Below are 26,750 nucleotides of genomic sequence, written 5' to 3'. Positions count from 1 at the left end.
GGTCCGGCAAGTATTATTCGGTCCGGCAGTTTTCGTTCCGGCTATGCCGGGACCCGAAATTCTCAGGGGGAGAAGTACGTGGCAGATAAGTACGAGCTCAGGCGGTTCCGGGCGGTCGCGAACGACGAGGGGGACTACGCGCAAGGCACGGCGTGGCTGCGCGGGGTCGGGATCGGCTTCTACGAGGAGCCGCGCAAAGACGACTTCGTGGACAAGATCATGGCCATGTATCTCGTGGACAACCGTGAAATGACCGGCGTTTACCAGGCCGACGGCGTCGCGGCCCACTCGCTGGCGGCCGACGTCCCGGTGGCGACCTTCGCCACCCTGCGCAAGGACCTGAACATCGGCTACGGCCGTCAGCTCGAAGCCCAGCTGGTCACAGCCGTCACCGTGCGCGGGACCCACCGCCGGCAGGGACTGCTGCGGCGGATGATGACCGAGGACCTCGCCGCGGCGAAGGCGGACGGCGTCGCGCTGGCGGCACTGACCGCCTCGGAAGCCTCGATCTACGGGCGGTTCGGTTACGGCGTGGCCACCTTCGAGCGCAGCATCAAGGTCGACACCGGGCCGCGCTTCCGGCTGCGCCATGCGCCCGCCGGCACCGTGGAGATTGCGGACCGCAAGGTCCTGCTGGAACTGGCACCCAAGGTTTTTGGCCAGGTCCACGCTTCCATGCCCGGATCCATCTCGCGGCAGGAAGCGTACCGGCTGCGGTCCTCGGGCATGCTCGGCCGGGACGGCGGCGAGGACGAGGCAATCCGCTGCGCCCTGCACTACGACGCCGCCGGAACCGTGGACGGCTACGTGTCCTACAAGTTCGCCGGGTGGGACGCCAAGCCGTACACCATGGAGGTCGTGGACCTCGTGGCCGCGAATGACGCCGCGTACCTGGGACTCTGGCAGTTCCTGGGCAGCATCGACCTCGTGGACCGGATCAGCTGCCAGGATGCACCGGTGGACGACCCCCTGACCTGGGCGCTTGAGGACCCGCGATGCGTCGAGGCATCGGACCACCGCGACATGCTGTGGCTGCGGGTCCTGGACCCAGCCCGGGTGCTGGGGGCCCGGCGCTATTCGGCCGACGGGACGGTCGTTCTCGCGGTCAGGGACAGTCTCGGCTTCGCGGCCGGCACCTTCGCGCTCACGGTCTGCGGGGGAGAGGCCACGGTGAGGCCGGCTCCGGAGGCTGAGCCGGACCTGTCCCTTGATGTCGCGGACCTCGGCTCCATCTATCTGGGCGCCGTTTGTCCGGTGACGCTGAAAGCTGCCGGCCGGATCACCGAGCACACGGCCGGGGCGGCGCTGACAGCGCGGCTCATGTTCGCCGTCGAACGTTCACCGCACTGCCTCACGCACTTCTAGGCCTCCGGTCTGATTCCGGCGCCGAAGGCGACACGGACGGCCCCGTGCGCTTTGACCGGCGTTCGCGTAAACGACTAGACTAAACAGGCGCGTACTACGTGCGCGCATCTACAATCCACAAAATCAGGATGACCCGGCGGAACGCTTGCTGTGACGCCGTGCTCTTGGCCTGCATTCCATAATGCCGGCGAAGCGGTTTGCCTGACCGACTCACTATCCACAACGGAGCCCCTACTACATGACCATCACCTCCACCGAGAAGCCCGGTACCCCCGTAGTCGCCATTAACGACATCGGTACCGCTGAGGACTTCCTCGCAGCTGTCGACGCCACCATCAAGTACTTCAACGACGGAGACCTCGTCGAAGGTACCGTCGTCAAGGTCGACCGCGACGAAGTCCTGCTCGACATCGGTTACAAGACCGAAGGTGTCATTCCCTCCCGCGAGCTTTCCATCAAGCACGACGTTGACCCCGGAGACGTCGTCTCCGTTGGCGATCAGGTCGAAGCCCTGGTGCTCACCAAGGAAGACAAAGAAGGCCGCCTGATCCTCTCCAAGAAGCGTGCTCAGTACGAGCGTGCCTGGGGCGACATCGAGAAGGTCAAGGAAGAAGACGGTGTTGTCACCGGTACCGTCATCGAGGTTGTCAAGGGTGGTCTTATCCTCGACATCGGTCTGCGCGGCTTCCTGCCCGCATCCCTCGTCGAGATGCGCCGTGTGCGCGACCTCGCTCCGTACATCGGTCAGCAGATCGAAGCCAAGATCATCGAGCTGGACAAGAACCGCAACAACGTTGTGCTGTCCCGCCGTGCATGGCTCGAGCAGACCCAGTCCGAGGTCCGCTCCACGTTCCTCAACAAGCTGGAAAAGGGCCAGGTCCGTCCCGGCGTCGTTTCCTCCATCGTCAACTTCGGTGCCTTCGTGGACCTGGGCGGCGTAGACGGCCTGGTTCACGTTTCCGAGCTGTCCTGGAAGCACATCGACCACCCGTCCGAAGTTGTCGAAGTTGGCCAGGAAGTCACCGTCGAGGTTCTCGAGGTCGACCTGGACCGCGAGCGCGTCTCCCTGTCGCTCAAGGCTACGCAGGAAGATCCGTGGCAGACCTTCGCCCGCACCCACGCCCTCGGCCAGGTCGTTCCGGGTAAGGTCACCAAGCTCGTTCCGTTCGGCGCGTTCGTTCGCGTTGAAGACGGCATCGAAGGCCTGGTCCACATCTCCGAGCTCGCCGTACGCCACGTTGAGCTGGCCGAGCAGGTTGTCTCCGTTGGTGACGAGCTGTTCGTCAAGGTCATCGACATCGACCTCGAGCGCCGCCGCATCTCGCTCTCCCTCAAGCAGGCCAACGAGGGCGTCGACGCCGACAGCACCGAATTCGATCCGGCTCTCTACGGCATGGCCGCAGAGTACGACGAAGAGGGCAACTACAAGTACCCGGAGGGCTTCGACCCGGAGTCCAACGAGTGGCTTGAAGGCTACGAGAACCAGCGCGCAGCCTGGGAGCAGCAGTACGCTGACGCCCAGACCCGCTGGGAAGCACACAAGAAGCAGGTTGCCCAGCACGCTGCCGACGACGCTGCAGCTGCGACGTCCGGCGAGAGCGATTCCGGCACCACCAGCTACTCCTCCGAGCCGGCCGCAACCGAGACCGGTGCAGGCACGCTTGCTTCGGACGAGGCTCTTGCCGCTCTGCGCGAGAAGCTGACCGGCAACTAATTGCCCGTGTTCCTCAAGGAGTCCGCTCCCTGAGGCCAGGCAGTTTGTAGCTTGAAGGTGGCCGTCCCCTCGGGGGCGGCCACCTTTCTTTGTGCCCCGGGGGGACATGCCCATTTTTGAAGCCTTCCCCTCCGGGGACATGCCCATTTTTCGAGCCGGGCCGTGGACATGTGTGGATTGTGCCCAGTCCTGGCCGTGGACGCGGGACATGTCCAGCGCCGGGCGCCCGCATCGTGCGCTGGTCGCCGGACATGAGCCGCGGTTGCCCGGTCCACCGGACATGCCCATTTTTGAAGCCCTCCCTCCGGGGACATGTCCCTTTTGAAACCCTCCCTCCAGGGACATGCCCATTTTTCGAGCCGGGCCGTGGACATTTATGGATTGTGCCCAGTCCTGGCCCTGGGCGCGGGACATGTCCGGTGCGGGGGAGGCCGGCGCCATGCCCGGTCCACCGGACATGAGCTGCGGTTGCCCGGTCCACCGGACATGAGCTGCGGTTGCCCGGTCCACCGGACATGAGCTGCGGTTGCCCGGTCCACCGGACATGAGCTGCGGTTGCCCGGTCCACCGGACATGAGCTGCGGTTGCCCGGTCCACCGGACATGAGCTGCGGTTGCCCGGTCCTCTGGACATGCCCACTTTTGAAGCCCTCCCTCCAGGGACATGCCCATTTTTCGAGCCGGGCCGTGGACATTTATGGATTGTGCCCAGTCCTGGCCCTGGGCGCGGGACATGTCCAGCGCCGGCTGCCAGCATCGTGCCTTGGCCGCCGGACATGCCCATTCCTGGCCCTGGGCACCGGGCTGCCGTTGCACGCGCTTCCTGCTTGTCAGGACAGGCACTGGGTCGCGCCATGGAATGTAGGCTCCATGACGGCAGCCAGGCCCTGACAACGGAGGGCATGTCCAATGGTGGGAGGGAGCCCGGAACCGGCCCCGGATGCCATGCCGTCAGCGCAGCGGGATCTTCGCGATGACCGGCACTGTCTGCGTCTGCGAGGCGGCACCGGTCACCAGTTCGGCGCCCGCGTACTTCAGCAACGCGAGGGCTCCCACGTTGCCGGCCGTCGTCTCGGCCACCAGGACGGCTGCCCCGGTTGACGCGGCGCGAGCCTTTACGAGGCGCAGCGCCTCGCGGCCCACACCCCGGCCGCGGAAGCTCCGGGCGAGCCAGATGCCGGTTTCCAGCGCCCGGCCGCCACCTGGCCCAGCCCCGCCGCCACCCCCCGGCCCGGCCCCGGCAGCACCAACAGCCCCGGCGCCACCACCGGCCCAGCCCTCACGCGCTGCTGCCGGCTCCGTGTCCATCCGCCTGAGCCGCACGGACCCTGCCATCTGCCCGTCGCAGCTGATGGCCCACGTCTTCTGCCCCGCGGGACCGTCCAGGCCGGCTGCGGCGGCGCGGTGGAATTCGCGGAACCAGCTGATCCGGTCGGTGTTCCAGCCGGCGGTCGTGCCCAGCGGCGGGGTGACCTCGTCGGCGTCGGCGTCCCGGAGCGCAAGTTCCAGGAGCTGTTCCAGCACGTCCTCGCTGACGTCAAGCAGCGCGACCGCCGGCACGGGCTCAGCTGATGGGCACATCGATCCACTCCGTTTCTCCGGGCAGCAGCGACACGCTGCCGGCCGACATGGCGGCCACGCGGTCCGCGGCCCGGGCCAGTTCGTCCGGATCATCCGGCAGCGCCAGCCTCAGGACAGTAGTCTGCGCCTCGTAACGGGTTTCGGCCATGACATACCCCGCGGCGCGCAGATCGTTCTCGAGCCGCCCGGCGACGGCGTGCTGGACGGGCACCGAGCAAATGCGCAGCCGGCGGCGCCGCACGAGGGGAGCGAGCTCCAGCGCTCCGGACACCGATTCGGAATAGGCCCGCACCAGGCCGCCGGCACCCAGGAGAATGCCGCCGAAATAGCGCACGACGACGGCGGCGACGTCGCTGAGATCGGCGACGCCGGGTGCGGTCTCCCGCTTCAGCAGCGCCTCGAGCATGGGGATGCCCGCGGTGCCGGACGGCTCGCCGTCGTCGTTGGACCGCTGGATGTCCCGGTCGGGGCCGAGCACAAAGGCGAAGCAGTGATGCCGGGCGTCATGGAATTCCCGGCGCAACCTGCCCAGGACCGCCCGGGCGGCGTCCTCGTCCGCCGTGCGGGCCAGCACAGTGATGAAACGGGACCGCTTGACCTCGATTTCGTGCCGAAACCCGGGCCCCGCGGCGAGGGTGGTGTAGACGGCCGTCCTGCTCTCGGGGGTTTCCGCCGCATCTGCCACCGGTTCAGTTTAGTCTGGTGAGGTGTTGAAGATCGGGTTGACCGGCGGAATCGCCTCAGGGAAGTCCATGGTTGCCGCGCGCCTGCGCGACCTCGGAGCAGTGCTTGTCGACGCCGACGCGCTGGCCAGGGAGGTCGTGGAACCGGGTGCGCCCGGGCTGGCCAGTGTGGTGGAGACGTTCGGTGCTGCCGTCCTGACCCCGGAAGGACGGCTGGACCGGGCCCGGCTCGGTGCCCTTGTCTTCGGCGATCCGGAGCGCCTGGCCGCGCTGAACGGCATCGTCCACCCCTTGGTGCGGGAGCGCGCCGCGGCGATGGTCGCCGCCGCCCCGGCCGGCGCCGTCGTGGTCCAGGACATCCCGCTCCTGGTCGAAACCGGGCAGGGGAAGAACTTCCATCTGGTGGTCGTGGTGGATGCCCCCGACGACGTCCGGGTCCGCCGCATGGCTGAACACCGCAACATGACCGCCGACGAGGCGCGCGCCCGGATGGCAGCCCAGGCGGGCCGCGATGACCGGCTGGCCGCCGCGGACGTCGTGCTGGATAACTCGGGCACCCCGGAGGACCTCCGGCACGCGGTCGACGCGTTGTGGGAGGAGCGGGTCAGGCCGTTCGCACTGAACCTCAAGGAGCAAAGGATCGCCCCGCGGACGGCGGGGCCGGTCCTCGCCCCGGCCGATCCGGCTTGGGCCGCGCAGGCCGCCCGGCTGATCGCCCGGCTACGGGCAGCGGTCCCGCAGGATGTCCTGGCCGTCGAGCACCTCGGGTCCACGGCCGTCCCTGGCCTCGACGCCAAAGATGTGATCGACCTCCAGCTCAGCGTCCGGGATCTCGACGCCGCGGAACGGATGGCGCCGCTGTTGGCCGATGCAGGATTCCCGCGCTGGCCCGGCATCATCGCCGACAACCCGAAGCCCTCGCACCCGGACCCTGCCGACTGGGGCAAGCGGCTGCACGGCAACGCCGACCCCGGCCGGCCGGTGAATCTCCACCTCCGTGCGGCCGGCTCGCCGGGCTGGCGGTACGCGCTGTGCTTCCGCGACTGGCTGCGCGCCGATCCCAAAGCCCGGACTGACTATGTCGCCGAAAAGCGGCGGGTCGCCGGGCTGCACGGCGTCGACAAGTCCACCGCCGGCTACGCGGCCGACAAGGAGGGCTGGTTCACCGAGTATGCGTGGCCCCGAATGGAAGCGTGGGTGCAGCGCACGGGATGGCAACCGCCGTCGTACGCGGACGACGCCGGAGCAGACGACACCGGTGCCGGCACCGCCGGCGGCGCCACCGCAACGGCACCTGCCGCCGGCCCCGGTACTGCCCAAAGCTGAATCAGGGCATCCTGTCACAGCCCGGCGGTAGATTAGGTACATGAGTCTTGCCCAGGAAATCAACCGCGTCGTGGCGCCCTTCGAGGTCATCAGTGAGTTCCAGCCGGCGGGTGACCAGCCGGCCGCCATAGCAGAGCTGACCGAGCGCATCAAGAACGGCGAAAAAGACGTCGTGCTGCTTGGAGCCACCGGTACCGGTAAGAGCGCGACCACGGCCTGGCTGATCGAGCAGGTCCAGCGGCCCACCCTGGTGATGGTGCAGAACAAAACCCTCGCCGCTCAGCTGGCCAACGAATTCCGCGAACTGCTGCCGAACAATGCGGTGGAATACTTCGTGTCCTACTACGACTATTACCAGCCGGAGGCCTACGTCGCCCAGACGGACACCTTCATCGAGAAGGACTCCTCCGTCAACGAGGAAGTCGAACGGCTCCGCCACTCCGCGACCAACGCGCTGCTGACCCGCCGCGACGTGATCGTGGTTGCCACCGTCTCCTGCATCTATGGCCTGGGCACCCCGGAAGAATACATCGCCGGGATGGTGACCCTCCGCAAGGGGGCTGAGATGAACCGTGACGACCTGCTCCGGAAGTTCGTCTCCATGCAATACACCCGCAACGACATGGACTTCCACCGCGGCACGTTCCGGGTCCGCGGGGACACTGTGGAAATCATCCCGATGTACGAGGAACTGGCGATCCGGATCGAGTTTTTCGGTGACGAGATCGAAAATATCCAGACCCTGCACCCGCTGACCGGCGAAGTGCTCCGGGACGAGAACGAAATGTACGTCTTCCCTGCCTCGCACTACGTCGCCGGTCCGGAACGGATGGGCCGGGCGATCAAGCGGATCGAAGACGAACTGGCCGAGCGCCTCGCCGTGCTGGAAAGCCAGAACAAGCTGGTCGAGGCCCAACGGCTCCGGATGCGGACCACCTATGACCTGGAAATGATGCAGCAGATGGGGTTCTGCAACGGCATCGAGAACTATTCCTCGCACATCGACGGCCGGGCCCGCGGGACCGCGCCGCACTGCCTGATCGACTACTTCCCGGATGACTTCCTCCTGGTGATCGATGAGTCCCACGTCACAGTGCCGCAGATCGGCGCCATGTACGAGGGCGACATGTCCCGCAAACGGAACCTCGTGGACCACGGCTTCCGGCTGCCCTCGGCGATGGACAACCGCCCGCTCAAATGGGACGAGTTCCAGGACCGCGTGGGCCAGACCGTCTACCTCTCCGCGACGCCGGGCAAGTACGAGCTCGGCAAGTCCGACGGCTTCGTCCAACAGATCATCCGCCCCACCGGCCTGATCGACCCCGAGGTCGTCGTCAAGCCCACGAAGGGGCAGATCGATGACCTGCTGGGCGAAATCCGGACCCGCACCGCGAAGAACGAGCGGGTCCTGGTCACCACCCTGACCAAGCGGATGGCCGAAGACCTCACGGACTACCTGCTGGGCCACGGCGTGAAGGTGGAATACCTGCACTCCGACGTCGACACCCTCCGCCGCGTGGAACTCCTGCGCGAACTGCGGATGGGTGTCTTCGACGTCCTCGTCGGCATCAACCTGCTCCGTGAAGGCCTGGACCTCCCGGAGGTGTCGCTGGTCAGCATCCTGGACGCGGACAAGGAAGGCTTCCTGCGCTCCTCGACGTCCCTGATCCAGACCATCGGGCGTGCCGCCCGAAACGTCTCCGGCCAGGTGCACATGTACGCGGACCGGATCACCGACTCGATGGCCCATGCCATCGACGAGACCAACCGCCGCCGCGCCATCCAAGTGGCGTACAACACGGAGAACGGGATCGATCCCCAGCCGCTCCGGAAGAAGATCGCGGACATCACCGACCAGCTGGCCAAGGAAGATGCGGACACCCGCGAGCTGCTGGCCTCGGCCGGGAAGAACCGCGGCAAGGGCAAGGGCACCTCGCTCATCCGTGCGGACGGGCTCGCCGCCGCGCCGGCCGAGGACCTCGTCGGGCTGATCGAACAGCTGACCGAACAGATGCACGCCGCAGCCGGGGAGCTGCAGTTCGAACTGGCCGCCCGGCTGCGCGACGAGGTGGGGGAGCTGAAGAAGGAATTGCGGCAAATGCAATCCGCGGGGCACGCCTAGGGTAAACTCGGTCAAACGTAGGGGAGTATCCCAAACGCTACGATCGTCAACACGCACGGCTACGATGCCGCGCCGGGCGTAGCGGGCAGCCAGGCAGCGTCATGCGCCGGCGGTCGGAGAGACTTACACCGCTGAGCTGTACCCTACGAAAGGTATTTCCCCCGTGCCCGAGCTTCCCCTGTGGTTCGAGATCGGCTCGTTTGTCGTCCTCGGCGTCATTCTGGCCATCGACCTGCTGATGGTCCTCAAACGCCCGCATGAGCCCTCCATGAAAGAAGCCGGACTGTGGGTCGCGTTCTACGTGGCCCTGGCCCTGGTCTTCGCCGGCGCCATGTTCGCCTTCACCGGCCCGGAATTCGGCGGCCAGTTCATCGCCGGCTGGGTGACCGAATACAGCCTGAGCATCGACAACCTGTTCGTCTTCATCATCATCATGGCGCGCTTCTCGGTACCGAGAAAGTATCAGCAGGAAGTGCTGATGGTGGGCATCATCATCGCCCTGATCCTCCGCGGCATCTTCATCATGCTCGGCGCGATCGTGATCGAGCAGTTCAGCTGGGTCTTCTACATCTTCGGCGCCTTCCTGCTCTGGACCGCCTGGAAGCAGGCCCAGGACGAGGGCGAGGACGAGGAAGACAAGGAAAACCCGCTGATCGCCCGGATCCGCCGGGTCCTGCCGATGTCCGAGAAGTTCGACGGCGGCAAGCTCCGCACCGTCGTCGACGGCAAGAAGGTGTTCACCCCGATGCTGATCGTCTTCGTGACCATCGGCATGACGGACCTGCTCTTCGCGGTCGACTCCATTCCGGCCATCTTCGGCCTCACCCAGAGCGCCTTCATCGTCTTCACCGCCAACATCTTTGCCCTCATGGGGCTGCGCCAGCTGTACTTCCTGCTCGGCGGCCTCATGAACCGGCTCATCTACCTCAAGCACGCCCTGTCCGTGATCCTGGCATTCATCGGTGTGAAGCTGGTCCTGCACGCCATGCACGTCAACGAGTTGCCGTTTATCAACGGCGGCCAGCACATCGAATGGGCCCCCGAGATCCCCACCTACGTCTCGCTCGGTGTGATCATCGGCACCATCGTTGTCGCGGTGGTCGCCAGCCTGATGAGCTCCAAGGCGTCCAAGTCGAAGCTGGATGCCCGGCTGGAAGAGGACTCCCGCAAGAGCCTGAGCGACGTCGATTAGTATCAAACCGCCGGGGTGAGAGTGCAGGACACACCCCGCGGCGCATAGCAGTACGGCGCCGGACCCTCATGGGTCCGGCGCCGTACCTGTTTAAGCCGTACCTGCCAAGCCGGGCGCCCGGGCCCTTTGCCTGGCCGCGGCCGGGTCACCGTCTGGCGGAACGGGCCATCCCCAGCAGGCGCCCGAAGATCGCCTCGCCGTCGTCCGCGATGCCGTCGTGGTGGAAGTCGCCGGTTTCCCACACCTGCAGGCCCCGGACCGCGGCCGCCGTCTCCAAGGACAGCTCCCGGTCCACGTAGATGTCGTCGGTGTAGACGGCCGCGGCGACAGGCACGGTGTTCAGCGCCAGTCGCTCCGGATCGTAGAGGGGTGCCCAGTCGTCCTTTTCGGCCAGGAGCCGGGCCACGTCCCGCAGCGGGTGCAGGGCCGGGTCCTGCTCGAAATACCAGGGGTACACCATTTCCCCGGTCAGAAGCGGTTCGCCGGCGTCGGGGCGGAACGCGGGGAAATCGTCCAGCACGCGCCAGGCGGCCCAGTTGGTGGGACCGTCCTGGGCGTAAATGGATTCGTGCATCAACGCGTACAACGGGTTCGCGGCCCGGGACACGAGGCCCCGGACCTGCTCCAGGAAGGCGTCCGAGAGACGGTCGCCGCCCGGTGTGGCCACGAAGGCATCCTCGAGCAGGTGGTGCAGCGCGTCCACCCGGGTGTTGCCGCCCAGGAACGAGCCCACCATCTGGAACCGCTCCACCGTGAGCCGGCCGCCGTCGGGCAGGACCTCCTCCGTTTCCCGCAGGTGCCTGGCGATCCGGGTGACGATGGCCCGGTCCTCGGGATACCAGTCAAAGTATTCAGCGTTCCGGGCCGCGACCCGCTGGAACGTGGCCCGGTACACACGGTCGGCGGAGCCGCCCAGCGGGGCCAGCCCGCCCGTCACGAGGACCTCGCGCAGCCCCTCGGGGGCGAAGGAAAGGTAGCTGAGCGCGCAGAATCCGCCGTAGCTCTGGCCGTAGATGGTCCAGGGGGCGGAGTCCAGGGCTGCCCTGATCGCCTCGGCGTCGGCGACGATCGAGTCGGCGCGGAAGTGCGTCAGGTAGTCAGCCTGCTCCGCGTCGGTGCCGCGCAGCGGCAGCGTGTTGCGGTCGACGGGCGAGGACAGGCCGGTGCCGCGCTGGTCCAGCATGAGGATCCGGAAGTCCTTCGCGGCGGCCTTGCTCCACCCACCCAGCGACGGGAACCGGTTTCCACGCCCGCCGGGACCGCCCTGCAGGAAAAGCAGCCAAGGAAGCCCGGCGGCCTCAGCCTCGCTGTGTTCGGTGGACACGTATTCGCGGGCGAACACGGAGATGGTTTCGCCGCGGCGCCCCGCCTCGCTGAAGTGGTCCAGGGGGACCTGGAAGTAGTGTTCCGCGGTCCGCATTCCCCGATAGGTGTGACGCGCCCGGACGCTGTGCGGAACTTTGCGCCCGTCGTTGGAGGCAGTCTCCAGCAGGGAGGCTCCCATGAGCCCCGTCATTGGGAGATCAGCCACGGGTTGCCGCCTCGCGGGAACGCGAGCTGGAGCCGGCAGGGGAGCCGGCGCCGGCAACTGCCGGGCGGCTGCCGAAGGCCGTCAGCGCCGCTCCGGTGAGACGGAAGGTGGACCATTCCTCCATCGGCAGGGCGCCGAGCTTCTTGTAGAAGTTGATGGAGGGCTCGTTCCAGTCCAGGACACTCCATTCGACGCGCGCGTAGCCCCGGTCAACGGCGGTCGCCGCCAGGTGCTGCAGCAGTGCCTTCCCGTGGCCCTCGCCGCGGGCCTCCGGCCGGACGTAGAGGTCCTCGAGGTAGATCCCGTGGACACCCTCCCACGTGGAGTAGTTCAGGAACCAGAGGGCGAAGCCGCGGACCTCGCCCGCGGAGTTCTCCGCCATGGTGGCGAAGACCTTGGGATGCTCACCAAAGAGGACCTCGATGAGCATCTCGGGGGTGTTCCGGACGGCGTCCGGTTCCTTCTCGTAGAGGGCGAGGTCGTGGATCATCTGCAGGATGGCAGGGACGTCATGCGCCGTGGCAGGCCGGATTACACTCATTGTCCGAGTTTACCCGCGGCGCGATGGCCCAGGCTTGGGTACCGGCGCCGGCGCCGGCGCCGGCGACGGCCGCCCCCGTGCCGTCCCGCCCCCGTGCCGTCCCGCCCCCGTGCCGTCCCGCTTAGAGCCGGTTGACGTCCGTGACGCGGACGACGGCGGTCCCGGACTCGTCCGAGGCCGCCAGGTCCACGTCGGCGGAGATGCCCCAGTCGTGGTTGCGGGCGGGGTCATCGAAGATCTGCCGCACCTTCCACACCCCGGGTTCCTCGGTGATGATCAGCAGCCCGGGACCGCGGGCATCCGGTCCGGTGCCGATGTCGTTGTGCTCATCAAAGTAGTCATCGAGGGCATCTTCCCAGCGCTCGGCGTCCCAGCCGGAGCCGGCGTCGAGCTCGCCCAGGGCGGTGGCGGCCTCATCGGCGAACAGCTCCACGCGGCGGAACATCTCGTTGCGCACCATCACCCGGAAGGCCCGGATGTTGGAGGTCAGCGACGGCGGCGGGGGCGGGGGAGCGTCATGCGGTGTCGGCGCCGCGCCGGAAGTGAGCTCTTCCCATTCGTCCAGCAGGCTGGAGTCCACCTGCCGGACCAGTTCGCCCAGCCAGGCGATGAGGTCCTCTAGGTCCTCGCGGAGGGCATCCTGCGGGACCGTCTGGCGGAGCGCCTTGAAACCGTCGGCGAGGTAGCGCAGCACGATCCCCTCCGAGCGGGCGAGGCCGTAGAACTGGACGAACTCGCCGAAGTTCATGGCGCGCTCGTACATGTCCCGGACCACGGACTTGGGCGCGAGCTCGAAGTCGCCGACCCACGGCGCGGCCTTGCGGTAGACGTCGAAGGCCTCGCCGAGGATCTCGGCGAGCGGCTGCGGGTAGGTGACCTCCTCGAGCATCGCCATCCGCTGGTCGTACTCGATGCCGTCGGCCTTCATCGCCGCGATCGCCTCGCCGCGCGCCTTCTTCTGCTGTGCCGAGAGGATCTGCCGCGGCTTCTCCAGGGTGGCCTCGATCACCGACACCACGTCCAGGGCGTACGACGGCGACTCCGGGTCCAGCAGCTCCAGCGCCGCCAGCGCGAACGGGGACAGCGGCTGGTTGAGGGCAAAGTTTGCCTGCAGATGGACCGTGAGCCGGACCGTGCGGCCGTCGGCACCCTGATCCGCGGCCGGGATCCGCTCCACGACGCCGGCCGCGAGCAGCTCGCGGTAGATTCCCAGAGCCTTCTTCATGAGCCGCAGCTGGGCCGGACGGGTCTCGTGGTTTTCGGTGAGCAGGCGGCGGGCGGCCTGGAACGGGTCGCCGGGGCGTTCCATCAGGTTCATCAGCATCGCATGCGTCACGGTGAAACTCGACGTCAGCGGATCGGGAACGGACTCGACCAGCCGCTTGTACGTCGGTTCGCCCCAGGACACGAAGCCTTCCGGGGGCTTCTTCTTGACCACCTGGCGCAGCTTCTTCTGGTCGTCGCCGAACTTGGCCGTGGCTTTGGCCATCGCCTTCACGTTTTCCGTCACGTGCTCCGGGGCCTGGACCACCACGGTTCCGGCGGTGTCATAGCCGGCGCGGCCGGCGCGGCCGGCGATCTGGTGGAACTCACGGGAGTTCAGCAGCCGGGTGCGGACGCCGTCGTATTTGCTCAGGGCCGTGAGCAGCACGGTGCGGATGGGCACGTTGATGCCCACCCCGAGCGTATCCGTGCCGCAGATGACCTTCAGCAGGCCGGCCTGGGCAAGCTGTTCGACCAGCCGGCGGTACTTCGGCAGCATGCCGGCGTGGTGAACGCCGATCCCGTGCCGGACCAGGCGGTTGAGGGTCTTGCCGAAGCCTGCGGCGAAGCGGAACCCGGCAATGAGCTCGGCGATCTTGTCTTTTTCCTCGCGGGTGCAGACGTTGATGCTCATCAGGTTCTGGGCCCGGTCGATCGCCTCGACCTGGCTGAAGTGGACCACGTAGACCGGGACCTGCTTGGTGGCGAGCAGCTCCTCGAGGGTCTCGTGCACCGGGGTCTGTTCGTAGTAGTAGTGCAGCGGGATGGGGCGTTCCGCGGAACTGACGGTCGTCGTCGTGCGGCCGGTCAGGTCGCTGAGGCCGTCCTCGAACCGGCTGACGTCGCCGAGCGTCGCCGACATCAGCAGGAACTGCGCCTGGGGCAGTTCAAGCAGCGGCACCTGCCACGCCCAGCCGCGCTGCGGGTCCGAGTAGAAGTGGAACTCGTCCATGATCACGGCACCGAGCTGCGCCGCAGAACCTTCACGCAGGGCGATGTTGGCCAGGATCTCGGCCGTGCAGCAGATGATTGGGGCGTCCTGGTTCACGCCGGAGTCGCCGGTGATCATGCCGACGTTGTCGGCGCCGAAGATCTCACAGAGGGCGAAGAACTTTTCCGAGACGAGGGCCTTGATCGGGGCGGTGTAGTAGCTCCGCTGCCCGCGGGCCATGGCCTGGAAGTGCGCGGCAATGGCCACGAGGGATTTCCCGGACCCGGTCGGGGTGGCCAGGATGACGTTTGAGCCGGCGGCCAGCTCCATGATGGCCTCGTCCTGGGCGGTGTACAGGGCCAGGCCGCGGGTCTCGGTCCACTCGACAAACCGGGTGTAGAGCTCGTCCGGGTCCAGGCCCGTCCTGCCGGGGATACGGGCGGCCGGGGCGGGGAGCTGATCAACGAGTTTCATTGCTGTCCAGCTTAGTGCCCGTGTGGTAGCCGCGGCACCGCACGCAGTGCAGGCGCGCGCCGTGAGCCGCCCGCAAGCGCAGGCGTGCTTCCTTGGCTGGCCCACGGGCCGGGACTAGGCTTCGGTTAGGACGATGTGCCGGGAACTGGAGGCAGCCATGAAGTGGGATCCGGAGAAATATGTGCAGTTCGGGGACTACCGGGACAGACCATTTTTTGATCTGACCGGGCGGGTTCACGCCGAAGCCCCGCGGCATGTGGTGGACCTCGGCTGCGGTCCCGGCAACCTGACCGCGACGCTCGCGGACCGCTGGCCGGGCGCGCAGGTGGTGGGTCTGGATTCGTCGCCGGAAATGCTGGCCACTTCCAAGGACCACGCAGCCGCGGCGGCCAATCTTTCCTACGAGCTGGCCGACATTGAGCACTGGATGCCGTCTGGGGACACGGACGTCGTGGTCACCAACGCGGCCCTGCAGTGGGTGCCAGGCCACCGAAAGCTCCTGCCACTATGGCTCGATGCCCTCAAACCGGGCGCCTGGTTTGCGCTGCAGGTGCCGGGGAACTTCAATGCCCCGTCGCACACCCTGATGCGGGAGCTGGCCGACTCTCCGGCCTGGGCGGGGCGGCTCGCCGGGGTGCTCCGCCACGACGACGTGGTGGGGGAGGCAGCGGAATATCTGGAGATCATGCTCGACGCCGGTTGTGCCGCCGACGCCTGGGAGACCATGTACCTTCAGCTGCTCCCGGGCGCCAACCCCGTTTTGGAGTGGGTCCGCGGCACCGGACTCAGGCCGGTCCTCGCGGCTCTCCCCGACGACGAGGCGAGGGAGTTCGAGGCCGAGTATTCGGCACGGCTGGACGACGCGTATCCGGCAGGCCGGCACGGGACGGTCTTCCCGTTCCGTCGCACGTTCGCGGTGGCGCAGAAAACCGGGTAGGCGGCGTGTCTGCCGGTTGACACGAAGCACTCCGGAATGGGGCTTACAATGACGTGGCGGTGTGGGGCGGCCGTTAGGCTGATCACCATTCCGGGCCCTGGGCTAGTAATGGAGGTTCAGTGCTAATAAGCCTGATGTCGCGGCTGTTGTCCGCGCATAAGGGGACCGTGCTGGCCATCGTCGTGCTGCAGCTCGTGCAAGCCACCGCCAACCTGCTCCTGCCCACCCTGAATGCCGCGATCATTGACGACGGCATCATCGGCGGGGACACCGGGGAGATCCTCCACCTCGGGGCCTGGATGGCCGGAATCGCTGCCGTTCAGGTGGTCACGGCCGTCGCGGCCGGATATCTGGGCGCCGTGGTCGCCATGGAGATTGGCGGCCAGCTGCGCGGGGAGCTCTTCGCGAAGGTCCAGTCCTTCTCCTCCCAGGAGGTAGGCCGTTTCGGTGCGCCCAGTCTCGTAACCCGGGCCACCAACGACGTCGCCCAGATCCAAAACCTCGCCGTCCTAATATTCATCATGTTGATTGCCGCACCGGCGATCTTCATCGGCGGCATCGTGCTGGCCGTGCACCAGGACGTGGTGCTGTCCTGGATTGTGGTCGTGGTGATCCCGGTCCTGACGGTGATCATGACGGTGATCGTCCGCCGCCTGATTCCCCTGTACCGCCAGGGCCAGGGTCTTCTGGACCGGATCGGCCGGGTGCTGCGGGAGCAGATCATCGGCGCGAATGTCATCCGCGGCTTTGTCCGGCAGGACCACGAGGTCCGCCGGTTCGATGAAGCCAACAGGGACCTCACCCGGAACAATCTGCAATCCGCTCTCCTTGTGGCGGCGATGATGCCGATGATCATGTTCGTGGTCAACATCTCGTCCGTGTTCGTGGTGTGGTTCGGCGGCCATCGCATCGACGCCGGCGAGATGCGGCTGGGGGCGCTGACGGCGTTCATCGCCTACATCCTGCAGATCCTGATTGCCATCATGATGGCGATGTACGTCTTCATGACCGCCCCCCGGGCGGCGGCCTGCGCGGAACGGATCCGCGAGGTGCTGGACACGGAACCGGCCATCGCGGATCCGGCCGTTCCCGCCGGGGCCGCCCCTGCCACCATTCCAGCCGGTGGGGCCGGTGTGGCGGGCACCGCCGGTGCGGCCGCCGTCGCCGGCGCCCCAGGCCGCTCCGGCGCTGTCGAGTTCCGGAACGTGTCCTTCGCCTACCCCGGCGCCGAAGCACCCGTGCTGGACGGCGTTTCCTTCACCGCCGGGGCCGGTACCACGACGGCGATCATCGGCGCGACCGGCAGCGGCAAGACGACACTCCTGAACCTGCTGCCCCGTTTCCTCGACGCGACGGCCGGAGAGATCAGCATCGGCGGGGAGAACGTGCGGGCGATGCCCCTGGACGCCCTGCGCGGCCTGATCGCAATAGTCCCGCAGCAGTCCTACCTGTTCGCGGACACGGTGGCGGGGAACCTCCGGTTCGGGGCACCCGCCGCGAACGAGCCCGAAATATGGCAGGCGCTCGAAGCTGCCCAGGCCGCCGACTTTGTCCGGGCCCTGCCGCTCGGGCTCGACACGCCCGTAAGCCAGGGGGGCACCAACTTTTCCGGCGGCGAACGGCAGCGCCTGTGCATCGCGCGGGCCCTGCTCAAGCGGGCCCCCGCCTACCTCTTCGATGACAGTTTCTCGGCTCTGGACTACGGCACCGACGTCAGGCTCCGGGCGGCGATCGAGCCGCTGCTGCGCTCGGCGACCGTGCTGATCGTGGCAGAGCGGGTGTCAACAATCGTGGACGCCGGGCTGATCCTCGTACTGGAGGGCGGCCGGGTGGTTGCGCAGGGCACGCACAGCGAACTCATGGAGTCCTCGCCCAGCTACCAGGAAATTGCCGCGTCCCAGCTGGTGCTGGAGGAAGCCCCGTGAGCCGCGCGCGGGCACACCGCGCCGGGGCCGTTGCGGGACCCGGCGTGCCGGAGCGCATCAAATGGCACACCGCCGCCCGGCTGCTGGGCCTGCTGCTGCCGCTGAAGTGGCGGATGGCCGGCGTCATCGCCGCGACCTGCGCGTTCGTGACACTCAACGTGGCGGCGCCCAAGGTGCTGGGCGACGCCACCGACGTCGTCGTCGATGGCTTCCTGGGCGGCTCCCTCGACGAGCAACAGCTGGCCGAGCGGCTGCTGGCCGTTTCGGCCATGTACGTCGGGGCGTCGCTGTTCAGCTGGATCCAGGGCAGCCTGACCGCCACCGCGGTGCAGCGCCTCAGCTACGGCCTCCGCGGCTCCGTGGAACAAAAACTCCATGTGCTGCCGTCCAGCCATTTCGAGGAACAGCGCCGCGGCGACGTGCTCAGCCGGGCCACGAACGACGTCGACAATATCTCCCAGGCGCTCAACCAGCTCCTCAACCAGCTGATCATGGCCGTCCTGATGCTCTCGGCCGCTCTCGCCATGATGCTGTGGCTCTCGCCGCTGCTGGCGCTGATCGCGATCCTCTCGGTGCCGGTGTCCACGATGATCACCGTGCTCGTGGCCCGGCACTCCCAGGCGCACTTCAAGGAGCAGTGGAGCAGCACGGGGGCACTGCACGCCCAACTCGAGGAATTCTTCACCGGGCATGAAGTGGTCAAGGCCTTTGGCCGGCAGGAAGAGTCGGCGGCGAGCTTCCGGGAGCGCAACGAGAAGCTCACGCGATCGAGCACCCGCGCCCAGTATTTGTCCGGCATCGTGCAGCCGCTGCTGGTGTTTGTCGCCAACCTCAACTACATCGCAATTGCTGTTGTGGGGGCGCTGCAGGTCACCGCGGGGCTCTTGACGATCGGCGGCATCCAGGCCTTTGTCCAGTTCTCCCGTCTCTTTAGCCAGCCGGTGAGCCAGATCGGCGGCATGCTGACGCTCGTGCAGTCCTGCCTGGCCTCGGCGGAGCGGGTGTTTGAGCTGCTGGACGCCCCGGAGATCCCTGCGGACAGCGCCGTGCCGGCCGTTTCCGCCAACGGCGCCGGCAAGCTGCAAGGCGCCACGGCCGCGCGAAAGCTCCATGTCCCGCGCAAATCCTCCAACGGACGCAAAGCCCCTGCCCCGGGCACGCCCGGCGACCTGCTGGATCCCGGCGCAGTGGCTGGTCGGGTCACGTTCGAGCACGTCAGCTTCAGCTACAGCCCCGGCACGCCCGTGGTGAAGGACCTCTCCTTCACGGTGGACCCGGGACAGACCGTGGCGATCGTGGGACACACCGGTGCCGGCAAGACCACCGTGGTCAACCTCCTGATGCGCTTCTACGAACTCGACTCCGGCCGGATCCTGGTGGACTCGACGGACATCGCCACCATCCCGCGGGACGACCTGCGGCGCGCCTTCGGCATCGTCCTGCAGGATGCCTGGCTGTTTACCGGCAGCATCCGGGAGAACATCGAATACGGCCGGCCCGGCGCCACCGAAACCGATATCGTCGCGGCGGCCCGCGCCAGCCACGTGGACCAGTTTGTCCGGTCCCTGCCGGCCGGCTACGCCACGATGCTCGGCAACGACGGCGACTCCCTGAGCCGGGGCCAGCGCCAGCTCGTCTCGATCGCACGGGCGCAGCTCGCCGGGCGCAGCATCATGGTGCTGGATGAGGCGACGAGCTCCGTCGACAGCCGCACTGAAGTGCAGATCCGGCATGCCATGGAGCGGCTGCGGCACGGTCACACGAGCTTCGTGATCGCGCACCGTTTGTCCACGGTCCGGGACGCTGATCTAATTCTCGTCATGGACCACGGACGAATCGTTGAACACGGCACCCACCAGCAGCTGGTGGCCCGGCAGGGGCTCTACAAGGATTTGTACGAGGCCCAGTTCGCCGGCCGCGAACAGGTCCCGGCCGTCCAGGAGGCCGAACAGTGAGCCCCGCGGACGCCGCGGGGGAGCGTTTTCCCGGATCCTGGCGGACCAATCCGGCCAGCTCCGTCCCGCTCTTCGAACAGCTGCGGCTCTACGTGATCGAACGCGCCGACAACGGCACACTCGCGCCGGGCACCAGGCTTCCGGCCGTGCGGAGCCTCGCAGGCGAACTGGGCGTCGCCCCGCACACTGTGGCGCGGGCCTACAAGGAACTCGAGGCCGCCGGCGTCGTAGTGACGAAGGGCCGCAATGGGACCGTGGTGTGTGCCCGCGATGCCGCGTGGAGTTCGCTGTCCGCCGCCGCCGCCGAGTTCGCCGCGGCCGCCAAAGCCCAGGGCGCCAGTTTCGCCGAGGCCGTGCAGTTGCTGGCCGCCGCCTACGACCGCCAGTAGCACATCCCGCGCCGCCCGTGGCGCGCGGAATAGTTTTTCGAAGAAGTTTTCGATTAGCATTAGAGTCGTGCCTAAAGCTGTAGCTGAAGATCCAGCCGTTGAAGTCCATTCCGCCGCCGAGCCGCTGGCAGTCCGGGATGCGGCCCCGTCCCGCCCCGTCCTGAAGCGTCCGGACATGACCCGCCTCGTCGTCAAGGGCGCCCGCGAGCACAACCTGCGCAACGTGGACCTGGACCTGCCGCGCGATGCCATGATCGTGTTCACCGGCCTGTCCGGCTCCGGAAAGTCCTCCCTCGCGTTCGACACCATCTTCGCCGAGGGCCAGCGCCGCTACGTCGAATCCCTCTCCGCCTACGCCCGGCAGTTCCTGGGCCAGGTGGACAAGCCCGACGTCGACTTCATCGAGGGCCTCTCGCCGGCGGTGTCCATCGACCAGAAGTCCACGTCCAAGAACCCGCGCTCGACCGTGGGCACCATCACCGAGATTTACGACTACATGCGCCTGCTCTGGGCCCGTGTGGGCCGGCCGCACTGCCCCGTCTGCGGGGAGCCCGTGACCAAGCAGACCCCGCAGCAGATCGTCGACCAGCTGCTCGAACTCCCGGACGGCACCCGCTTCCAGGTGCTGGCACCCGTGGTCCGCGGCCGCAAGGGCGAATTCGTGGACCTCTTCAAGGAACTCACAGCCAAGGGCTACTCGCGGGCCCGGGTGGACGGCGAGCTCGTCCACCTGAGTGATCCGCCGAAGCTGGGCAAGCAGTTCAAGCACACCATCGAAGTGGTGGTGGACCGCCTCGTGGTCAAGGAAGGCATCAGCCAGCGCCTGACCGACTCGGTTGAAACCGCCCTCGGACTGGCGGAGGGCCGCATATTGGCCGAATTCGTCGACCTCGAAGCAGACGATCCCGAGCGGATCAGGGCGTTCTCAGAACACCTGGCCTGCCCCAACGAGCACCCTCTGGCGATCGACGAGATCGAGCCCCGTTCCTTCTCATTCAACAACCCTTTCGGCGCCTGCAGCGCGTGCAGCGGCATCGGCACCAAGCTGGAGGTCGACGAGGAACTCCTCATCCCCAACCCGGAGCTCTCGCTCTCCGAAGGGGCCATTGCGCCGTGGTCCCTGGGAACCGCCACCACGGAGTACTGGAACCGGCTGCTGGCCGGCCTCGCCGAGGAACTCGGCTTCTCCATGACGACGGCGTGGGAGAAGCTCGACACCGACGTCCGGCAGACCGTCCTGCACGGCAAGGACCACAAGGTGGTGGTGCAATACCGCAACCGCTTCGGCCGTGAACGCAAGTACAGCACCGGCTTTGAGGGCGTCGTGCAGTACGTCCACCGCAAGCATGGCGAGACCGATTCCGACTATGCGCGCGACCGCTACGAGGAATACATGCGCCAGGTCCCGTGCCCGGCCTGCAACGGTGCCCGGCTGAACCCTGCGTCGCTCTCGGTGCTGATCAACGGCAAGTCAATCGCCGAGGTCGCCGCACTGCCCATGCGGGAATGCGCCGGCTTCCTCGAAAACCTCGTCCTCACCGGCCGCGAGGCCCAGATCGCCCACCAGGTCCTCAAGGAAATCCAGGCCCGCCTGACCTTCCTCCTCGACGTCGGACTCGAGTACCTGAACCTGGAGCGGCCCTCCGGCACCCTGTCCGGCGGCGAAGCCCAGCGCATCCGTTTGGCCACCCAGATCGGCTCCGGCCTCGTGGGCGTCCTTTACGTCCTCGACGAGCCCTCGATCGGCCTGCACCAGCGGGACAACCGCCGCCTGATCGAGACACTCACCCGGCTCCGGGACCTCGGCAACACCCTGATCGTCGTGGAGCATGACGAGGACACCATCCACGAGGCCGACTGGGTGGTTGACATCGGACCGGGCGCCGGCGAGCACGGCGGCATGGTGGTCCATTCCGGGTCCTACCAGGAGCTGCTGGAAAACACGGATTCGCTCACCGGCGACTACCTCTCCGGCCGGCGGAAAATCGAGATTCCGAAGAAGCGGCGCAAATACGACAAGAAGCGCGAGCTCAAGGTGGTCGGGGCGAAGGAGAACAACCTCCTGAACATCGACGCCAGTTTCCCGCTGGGCCTCTTCACCGCCGTCACCGGCGTCAGCGGCTCGGGCAAGTCCACCCTGGTCAACGAGATCCTCTACAAGGTGCTGGCCAACAAGCTCAACGGCGCCAAGCAGGTGGCCGGCAGGCACAAGTCCGTCCAGGGCCTCGAACACCTGGACAAGGTGGTGCACGTCGACCAGAGCCCGATCGGCCGCACCCCGCGCTCGAACCCGGCCACGTACACCGGCGTGTTCGACAACATCCGAAAGCTCTTCGCCGAGACCACCGAGGCCAAGGTCCGCGGCTACCTGCCCGGCCGGTTCTCCTTCAACGTCAAGGGCGGCCGCTGCGAGGCCTGCTCCGGCGACGGCACCCTGAAGATCGAGATGAACTTCCTGCCGGACGTCTACGTCCCCTGCGAGGTCTGCCACGGCGCACGGTACAACCGCGAAACTCTGGAGGTCCACTACAAGGGCAAGACCATCGCGGACGTGCTGAACATGCCTATCGAGGAAGGGGCCGAGTTCTTTGCGGCCTTCTCGCCGATCGCACGGCACCTCAACACGCTCGTCGACGTCGGCCTTGGCTACGTCCGGCTGGGCCAGCCCGCCACCACGCTCTCCGGCGGCGAGGCCCAGCGCGTGAAGCTCGCAGCCGAGCTCCAGAAACGCTCCAACGGCCGCAGCGTCTACGTCCTGGACGAGCCCACCACGGGCCTGCACTTCGAGGACATCCGCAAGCTCCTCATGGTGCTCCAGGGCCTCGTGGAGAAGGGCAACACGGTGATCACGATCGAACACAACCTCGACGTCATCAAGAGCGCCGACTGGATCGTGGACCTTGGCCCCGACGGCGGGTCCGGTGGCGGCCGTGTGGTTGCCTCCGGCACCCCTGAGCAGGTGGCCAAGTCGAGCGAGAGCCACACGGCCGCGTTCCTCGCCGAGCTTCTCGCCTGAACACCGGCCGCCATGGACCGTGCGGAGGGGCAGGTAAGCCTCCGCCGCACGCGTCCCCGCCCCGCAGGGACGTTTCCACCTGATGTATCTGCTGATGTATTTCCGATATATTCCCGATGTATTCCCTGATGTATTCCTGAAGGAGTATGCGAATTTCTGGCAACCGCACACTCGTGAGAAACTAAGCCGGTGACGCATACAACAGTGCCCGTGATCTTCGACCTTGACGGCACTCTTGTCGATCCCGCCGGGGGTATTACCGACGGTATCGCCGCGGCCCTCATCGAGCTTGGCCTGCCGGTTCCGGACAAGTCCCGGATGGACGCCATGATTGGGCCCAAGCTCAGCCATTCCCTGACGGAAATCGCCGGCGTTCCGGCCGCACAGCTGGAAGACGCCATCCGCATCTACCGCGCGCACTACGCATCCACAGGAATAGCGCAAAGCAGGCTGTACCCGGGAATCCGCGGCCTCCTCGAGGACTTCGTCGCCGCGGGGCGGCCCATCGCAGTCGCGACCCAGAAGCCGGAAGGGCTTGCCCGCACTGTCCTGGCGCACCACGGCATCGCCGGTCTCTTCCACAGCATCCGGGGCTCCGCCGCCGACGAGGCCGCCAGCCCGGGAGCGGGCTCGGTGCCCGACGGCTCCGTTCCCGAAGGCTCTGTTCCCGGAGGCAAGGCCGGCATCGTCGCCGCCGCGCTCTCGGACCTCGCTTCCGCGGACCCTGCGGCCGCAGGCCGGGCCGTGATGGTGGGGGACCGGGCGCAGGACGTCGCCGGGGCCGCTGCGAACGGACTGGACTGCATCGGCGTAGGCTGGGGGTTTGCGCCCGACGGCGAACTGCACGCGGCCGGTGCCGTCGAGATCGTGCACAACACCACGGCGCTTCACGCGACGATCAACCGGCTCTCCGAACGCCCGGGGACCACAGCCCTGAACGAGGTGCACACCGATGGCAATGTTTGACGCAATCCGCTGGACCACTCGGGGGCTGGTAACCACCACGTGCCGTCCCACGGTCATCGGCCTGGAAAACGTGCCCAAGGACGGACCGTTCATCGTGGCACCGAACCACCTCTCGTTCCTGGACAGCGTGATCGTCCAGGCGCTCATGCCGCGGCCCGTGGCCTTCTTCGCGAAGGCTGAGTACTTCACCACCGGCGGCATCAAAGGCAAAGCCATGAAGTCCTTTTTCGAGGCTGTGGGCTCCATCCCGGTGGAACGCGGCGAGCAGGCGGCGAGCGTCCAGGCGCTGAAAACGCTGCTGGACATCCTCGACTCCGGCAAGGGCGTGGGCATCTATCCAGAAGGCACCCGCTCCCGCGACGGCATCCTGTACCGCGGCCGCACCGGCGTCGGCTGGCTGGCCCTGACCACCGGCGCGCCCGTAATCCCGGTGGGCCTGATCGGCACCGAACACCTGCAGCCCGCGGACAGCAAGTCCGTCAAACCGCAGCACTTCACCATGAAGGTCGGCGAGCCGCTGTACTTCGAGAAAACCGGGCCGGACCATTCCCTGCCGGCCCGCCGCCAGGTCACGGACCGCATCATGGACGCAATCGCGGACCTGAGCGGCCAGGAACGCTCCACCAGCTACAACCAGAGCAAGTCGGCCGAATAGCGCGCGGCTTCCTGCTCCCGGCCCCCGCCGGGCATGCGCCGGTGCACGTGCAGCGGCACCGCCTTCGGCTCAGTAGACTTGATGTGTGGCAGATCCAGCGAGTTACCGACCCCAGACGGGTGAAATTCCGACCAATCCGGGCGTGTACCGCTTCCGCGATCCGCACGGCCGGGTCATCTACGTCGGCAAGGCAAAGAACCTCCGTGCCCGGCTGAACACCTATTTCGCCAACCCCGCCGGGCTCATGCCCAAAACCTATGCGATGGTCCACACTGCCAGCAGCGTCGAATGGACCGTGGTGGGCAGCGAACTCGAGTCGCTGCAGCTGGAATACACCTGGATCAAAGAATTCACGCCCCGCTTCAACGTGATGTTCAGGGACGACAAAAGCTACCCGTACCTCGCCGTGACGATGGGGGAGAAGTACCCGCGCGTCCAGGTGCTGCGCGGCGACCGGCGCAAGGGGACCCGGTACTTCGGCCCGTACACCGCCGGCGCGATCCGGGACACCATGGACACCCTGCTGCGCGTGTTCCCGGTCCGCAGCTGCAGCGCCGGGGTGCTGAAGCGCGCCGAAGCCAGCGGCCGGCCCTGCCTGCTCGGCTACATCGACAAATGTTCCGCGCCGTGCGTCGGCCGGATCTCCGCCGCCGACCACCGCGCCCTGGCCGAGGATTTCTGCACGTTCATGGGCGGCGAAGCCAAGCCCTTCGTCAACCGGCTGGAACGGGAGATGGCCGCGGCAGTCGCCGAGCTCGACTATGAACGCGCGGCCCGGCTCCGGGACGACATCGTGGCGCTGAAGAAGGTCTTCGAACGTAACGCCGTCGTCCTGGCCGAGGGCACGGACGCCGACGTCTTCGCCCTGCACGAAGACGAGCTCGAGGCCGCCGTGCAGGTCTTCCACGTCCGGGGCGGACGGATCCGCGGCCAGCGCGGCTGGGTGGTGGAAAAAGTCGAGGACTCCACCACCCCGGAACTGGTCGAACACCTGCTCCAGCAGGTCTACGGCGAGGAAGCCGGGCTCCAGGGCAGGTTGCCCCGGGAAGTGCTGGTGCCTGCCGAGCCCAGCAACGCCCCGGAGCTCGCGCAATGGCTCAGCGGCCTGCGCGGGGCGCGGGTGGACATCCGCGTTCCCCAGCGCGGAGACAAGGCCGCCCTCCTGTCCACGGTCCGTGAAAACGCCGAGCACGCCCTCAAGCTCCATAAGTCCCGGCGCGCCGGCGACCTCACCATGCGCTCCCAGGCCCTGCAGGAAATCCAGGAAGCGCTCGAGCTTCCCGTGGCGCTGCTGCGGATCGAGTGCTTCGACATCTCGCACGTCCAGGGCACCAACGTGGTCGGCTCCATGGTGGTGGTCGAGGACGGCCTGCCGAAAAAGTCCGACTACCGGAAGTTCGCCGTGACCGGGGCCGCGGCCACCGACGACACCGCGGCCATGCATGATGTGCTGACCCGGCGGTTCCGGCACTATCTTCAAGAAAAAGACGAGCAGGCGGCGGCTGCGGCCAAACCGGCGCACCAGGCCGCCCTGGACGCGGCGGTCGCGGACTCCACGACGCCAACACCGCGGAGCAAATTCGCCTACCCGCCCAACCTCGTCGTCGTCGACGGCGGCAAACCGCAGGTCAATGCGGCCGCACGGGCGCTGGAAGAGCTCGGCATCGAGGACGTGTATGTGGTCGGCCTGGCCAAACGGCTCGAAGAGGTGTGGCTGCCGGACAGCGATTTCCCGGTGATCCTGCCGCGCGCCTCGGCCGGCCTGTATCTGCTGCAGCGGATCCGCGATGAGGCCCACCGCTTCGCCATCACCTTCCACCGGCAAAAGCGCGGCAAGGCCATGACGGCCTCCGCCCTGGACAGCGTGCCCGGGCTGGGCGAATCCAAGCGCAAGGCCCTCCTGGCGGAGTTCGGCTCCGTCAAGGGGATCAAAGCCGCGACGCAGGACGAACTCACCGGCGCCAAGGGGATCGGCCCCTCCCTCGCCGCCGCGATCGTCCGGCACTTCGCTGGCGGCGGCGTCGAGGAAGCCGCCACGGTTCCTGCCGTCAACATGACCACCGGCGAAATCCTCGACGCTTAGCTAGTGCCGCCAAACTTAGCTAGGGTAAAGACTTGGGCACGGCAGCGGCATCACCGCGGCCCGCGCGCAAACCTGACAAACAGCAAATCGTACAGGCAGAGA

At 67.2% G+C, this 26,750-nt stretch carries 18 protein-coding genes; 13 read left to right on the top strand and 5 right to left on the bottom strand.

Annotated features, from left to right (window positions below):
- Positions 1-78 precede the first annotated feature (78 nt).
- Positions 79-1,365, top strand: a complete 1,287-nt coding sequence (locus AC1DRO_RS02405; RefSeq protein WP_476949658.1) for a GNAT family N-acetyltransferase — start codon at positions 79-81, stop codon at positions 1,363-1,365.
- A gap of 238 nt (positions 1,366-1,603) precedes the next feature.
- On the top strand, positions 1,604-3,079 hold the full coding sequence (gene rpsA / locus AC1DRO_RS02400) for a 30S ribosomal protein S1 (protein WP_026537355.1): 1,476 nt from the start codon (positions 1,604-1,606) through the stop codon (positions 3,077-3,079).
- A 950-nt stretch (positions 3,080-4,029) separates the two neighbouring features.
- Here rpsA and AC1DRO_RS02395 read toward each other — a convergent pair.
- Together AC1DRO_RS02395 and AC1DRO_RS02390 are read right to left on the bottom strand one after the other, a co-directional pair.
- A complete protein-coding gene (locus AC1DRO_RS02395; protein ID WP_476949657.1) occupies positions 4,030-4,659 on the bottom strand; it encodes a GNAT family N-acetyltransferase in 630 nt (209 codons plus the stop codon).
- On the bottom strand, positions 4,643-5,344 hold the full coding sequence (locus AC1DRO_RS02390; protein WP_476949656.1) for an IMPACT family protein: 702 nt from the start codon (positions 5,342-5,344) through the stop codon (positions 4,643-4,645). The genes AC1DRO_RS02395 and AC1DRO_RS02390 overlap by 17 nt, the downstream gene beginning before the upstream one ends.
- A gap of 22 nt (positions 5,345-5,366) precedes the next feature.
- Here AC1DRO_RS02390 and coaE point away from each other — a divergent pair, with 22 nt between their 5' ends.
- The 3 genes from coaE to AC1DRO_RS02375 all read left to right on the top strand — a co-directional run bounded on the left by coaE (position 5,367) and on the right by AC1DRO_RS02375 (position 9,982).
- Complete coding sequence (coaE, locus tag AC1DRO_RS02385; RefSeq protein ID WP_476949655.1) at positions 5,367-6,668, top strand: dephospho-CoA kinase; 1,302 nt, start codon at positions 5,367-5,369, stop codon at positions 6,666-6,668.
- Positions 6,669-6,708: 40 nt separating this feature from the next.
- The gene (gene uvrB, locus AC1DRO_RS02380) at positions 6,709-8,790 is read left to right on the top strand and encodes an excinuclease ABC subunit UvrB (RefSeq protein WP_476949654.1); all 2,082 of its coding nucleotides are present in this window, start codon (positions 6,709-6,711) and stop codon (positions 8,788-8,790) included.
- A gap of 163 nt (positions 8,791-8,953) precedes the next feature.
- Positions 8,954-9,982 carry a TerC family protein gene (locus tag AC1DRO_RS02375; RefSeq protein ID WP_028276830.1) on the top strand — a complete coding sequence of 343 codons (1,029 nt, stop codon included), beginning with the start codon at positions 8,954-8,956 and terminating at the stop codon, positions 9,980-9,982.
- A gap of 145 nt (positions 9,983-10,127) precedes the next feature.
- Here the strand turns inward: AC1DRO_RS02375 and AC1DRO_RS02370 are convergent, their stop codons facing one another.
- The 3 genes from AC1DRO_RS02370 to AC1DRO_RS02360 form a co-directional block, all read right to left on the bottom strand.
- Complete coding sequence (locus tag AC1DRO_RS02370; protein WP_476949770.1) at positions 10,128-11,486, bottom strand: alpha/beta fold hydrolase; 1,359 nt, start codon at positions 11,484-11,486, stop codon at positions 10,128-10,130.
- 19 nt (positions 11,487-11,505) lie between these two features.
- Entirely contained in the window at positions 11,506-12,054 is a 549-nt protein-coding gene (locus tag AC1DRO_RS02365; protein WP_476949653.1) for an N-acetyltransferase family protein, read from the bottom strand.
- 121 nt (positions 12,055-12,175) lie between these two features.
- The gene (locus AC1DRO_RS02360; RefSeq protein ID WP_476949652.1) at positions 12,176-14,722 is read right to left on the bottom strand and encodes a DEAD/DEAH box helicase; all 2,547 of its coding nucleotides are present in this window, start codon (positions 14,720-14,722) and stop codon (positions 12,176-12,178) included.
- Positions 14,723-14,879: 157 nt separating this feature from the next.
- Between AC1DRO_RS02360 and AC1DRO_RS02355 the strand changes: the two genes are divergently transcribed.
- The 8 genes from AC1DRO_RS02355 to uvrC all read left to right on the top strand — a co-directional run bounded on the left by AC1DRO_RS02355 (position 14,880) and on the right by uvrC (position 26,648).
- Positions 14,880-15,659, top strand: coding sequence for a trans-aconitate 2-methyltransferase (locus tag AC1DRO_RS02355; RefSeq protein ID WP_476949651.1), 780 nt, complete (start codon positions 14,880-14,882; stop codon positions 15,657-15,659).
- Between the two features lie 134 nt (positions 15,660-15,793).
- Positions 15,794-17,584 carry an ABC transporter ATP-binding protein gene (locus AC1DRO_RS02350; RefSeq protein WP_476949769.1) on the top strand — a complete coding sequence of 597 codons (1,791 nt, stop codon included), beginning with the start codon at positions 15,794-15,796 and terminating at the stop codon, positions 17,582-17,584.
- A gap of 113 nt (positions 17,585-17,697) precedes the next feature.
- Positions 17,698-19,539, top strand: coding sequence for an ABC transporter ATP-binding protein (locus AC1DRO_RS02345; protein WP_476949768.1), 1,842 nt, complete (start codon positions 17,698-17,700; stop codon positions 19,537-19,539).
- The gene (locus tag AC1DRO_RS02340) at positions 19,536-19,928 is read left to right on the top strand and encodes a GntR family transcriptional regulator (RefSeq protein WP_028276835.1); all 393 of its coding nucleotides are present in this window, start codon (positions 19,536-19,538) and stop codon (positions 19,926-19,928) included. Before AC1DRO_RS02345 ends, AC1DRO_RS02340 begins: the two co-directional genes overlap by 4 nt.
- A gap of 67 nt (positions 19,929-19,995) precedes the next feature.
- Positions 19,996-22,944, top strand: a complete 2,949-nt coding sequence (gene uvrA / locus AC1DRO_RS02335; RefSeq protein ID WP_476949650.1) for an excinuclease ABC subunit UvrA — start codon at positions 19,996-19,998, stop codon at positions 22,942-22,944.
- 189 nt (positions 22,945-23,133) lie between these two features.
- On the top strand, positions 23,134-23,910 hold the full coding sequence (locus AC1DRO_RS02330; protein ID WP_476949649.1) for an HAD hydrolase-like protein: 777 nt from the start codon (positions 23,134-23,136) through the stop codon (positions 23,908-23,910).
- Positions 23,897-24,565, top strand: a complete 669-nt coding sequence (locus AC1DRO_RS02325; protein ID WP_026266350.1) for a lysophospholipid acyltransferase family protein — start codon at positions 23,897-23,899, stop codon at positions 24,563-24,565. Before AC1DRO_RS02330 ends, AC1DRO_RS02325 begins: the two co-directional genes overlap by 14 nt.
- A gap of 85 nt (positions 24,566-24,650) precedes the next feature.
- A complete protein-coding gene (gene uvrC, locus AC1DRO_RS02320) occupies positions 24,651-26,648 on the top strand; it encodes an excinuclease ABC subunit UvrC (RefSeq protein WP_476949648.1) in 1,998 nt (665 codons plus the stop codon).
- The last annotated feature ends 102 nt before the right edge of the window (positions 26,649-26,750 follow it).

The sequence above is a fragment of the Arthrobacter sp. P4_F11 genome (assembly GCF_056401395.1).
Note: the sequence above shows the minus strand (reverse complement) of the source record. Positions and strands in the feature narration are given on the sequence as shown.

Excerpts from the sequence above, each read along its gene's own strand:
- rpsA (WP_026537355.1), top strand. The coding sequence starts at position 1,604 with ATGACCATCACCTCCACCGAGAAGCCCGGTACCCCCGTAGTCGCCATT.
- AC1DRO_RS02395 (WP_476949657.1), bottom strand. The coding sequence starts at position 4,659 with ATGTGCCCATCAGCTGAGCCCGTGCCGGCGGTCGCGCTGCTTGACGTC.
- uvrB (WP_476949654.1), top strand. The coding sequence starts at position 6,709 with ATGAGTCTTGCCCAGGAAATCAACCGCGTCGTGGCGCCCTTCGAGGTC.
- AC1DRO_RS02370 (WP_476949770.1), bottom strand. The coding sequence starts at position 11,486 with ATGGGAGCCTCCCTGCTGGAGACTGCCTCCAACGACGGGCGCAAAGTT.
- AC1DRO_RS02365 (WP_476949653.1), bottom strand. The coding sequence starts at position 12,054 with ATGAGTGTAATCCGGCCTGCCACGGCGCATGACGTCCCTGCCATCCTG.
- AC1DRO_RS02360 (WP_476949652.1), bottom strand. The coding sequence starts at position 14,722 with ATGAAACTCGTTGATCAGCTCCCCGCCCCGGCCGCCCGTATCCCCGGC.
- AC1DRO_RS02355 (WP_476949651.1), top strand. The coding sequence starts at position 14,880 with ATGAAGTGGGATCCGGAGAAATATGTGCAGTTCGGGGACTACCGGGAC.
- AC1DRO_RS02350 (WP_476949769.1), top strand. The coding sequence starts at position 15,794 with ATGTCGCGGCTGTTGTCCGCGCATAAGGGGACCGTGCTGGCCATCGTC.
- AC1DRO_RS02345 (WP_476949768.1), top strand. The coding sequence starts at position 17,698 with ATGGCCGGCGTCATCGCCGCGACCTGCGCGTTCGTGACACTCAACGTG.
- AC1DRO_RS02325 (WP_026266350.1), top strand. The coding sequence starts at position 23,897 with ATGGCAATGTTTGACGCAATCCGCTGGACCACTCGGGGGCTGGTAACC.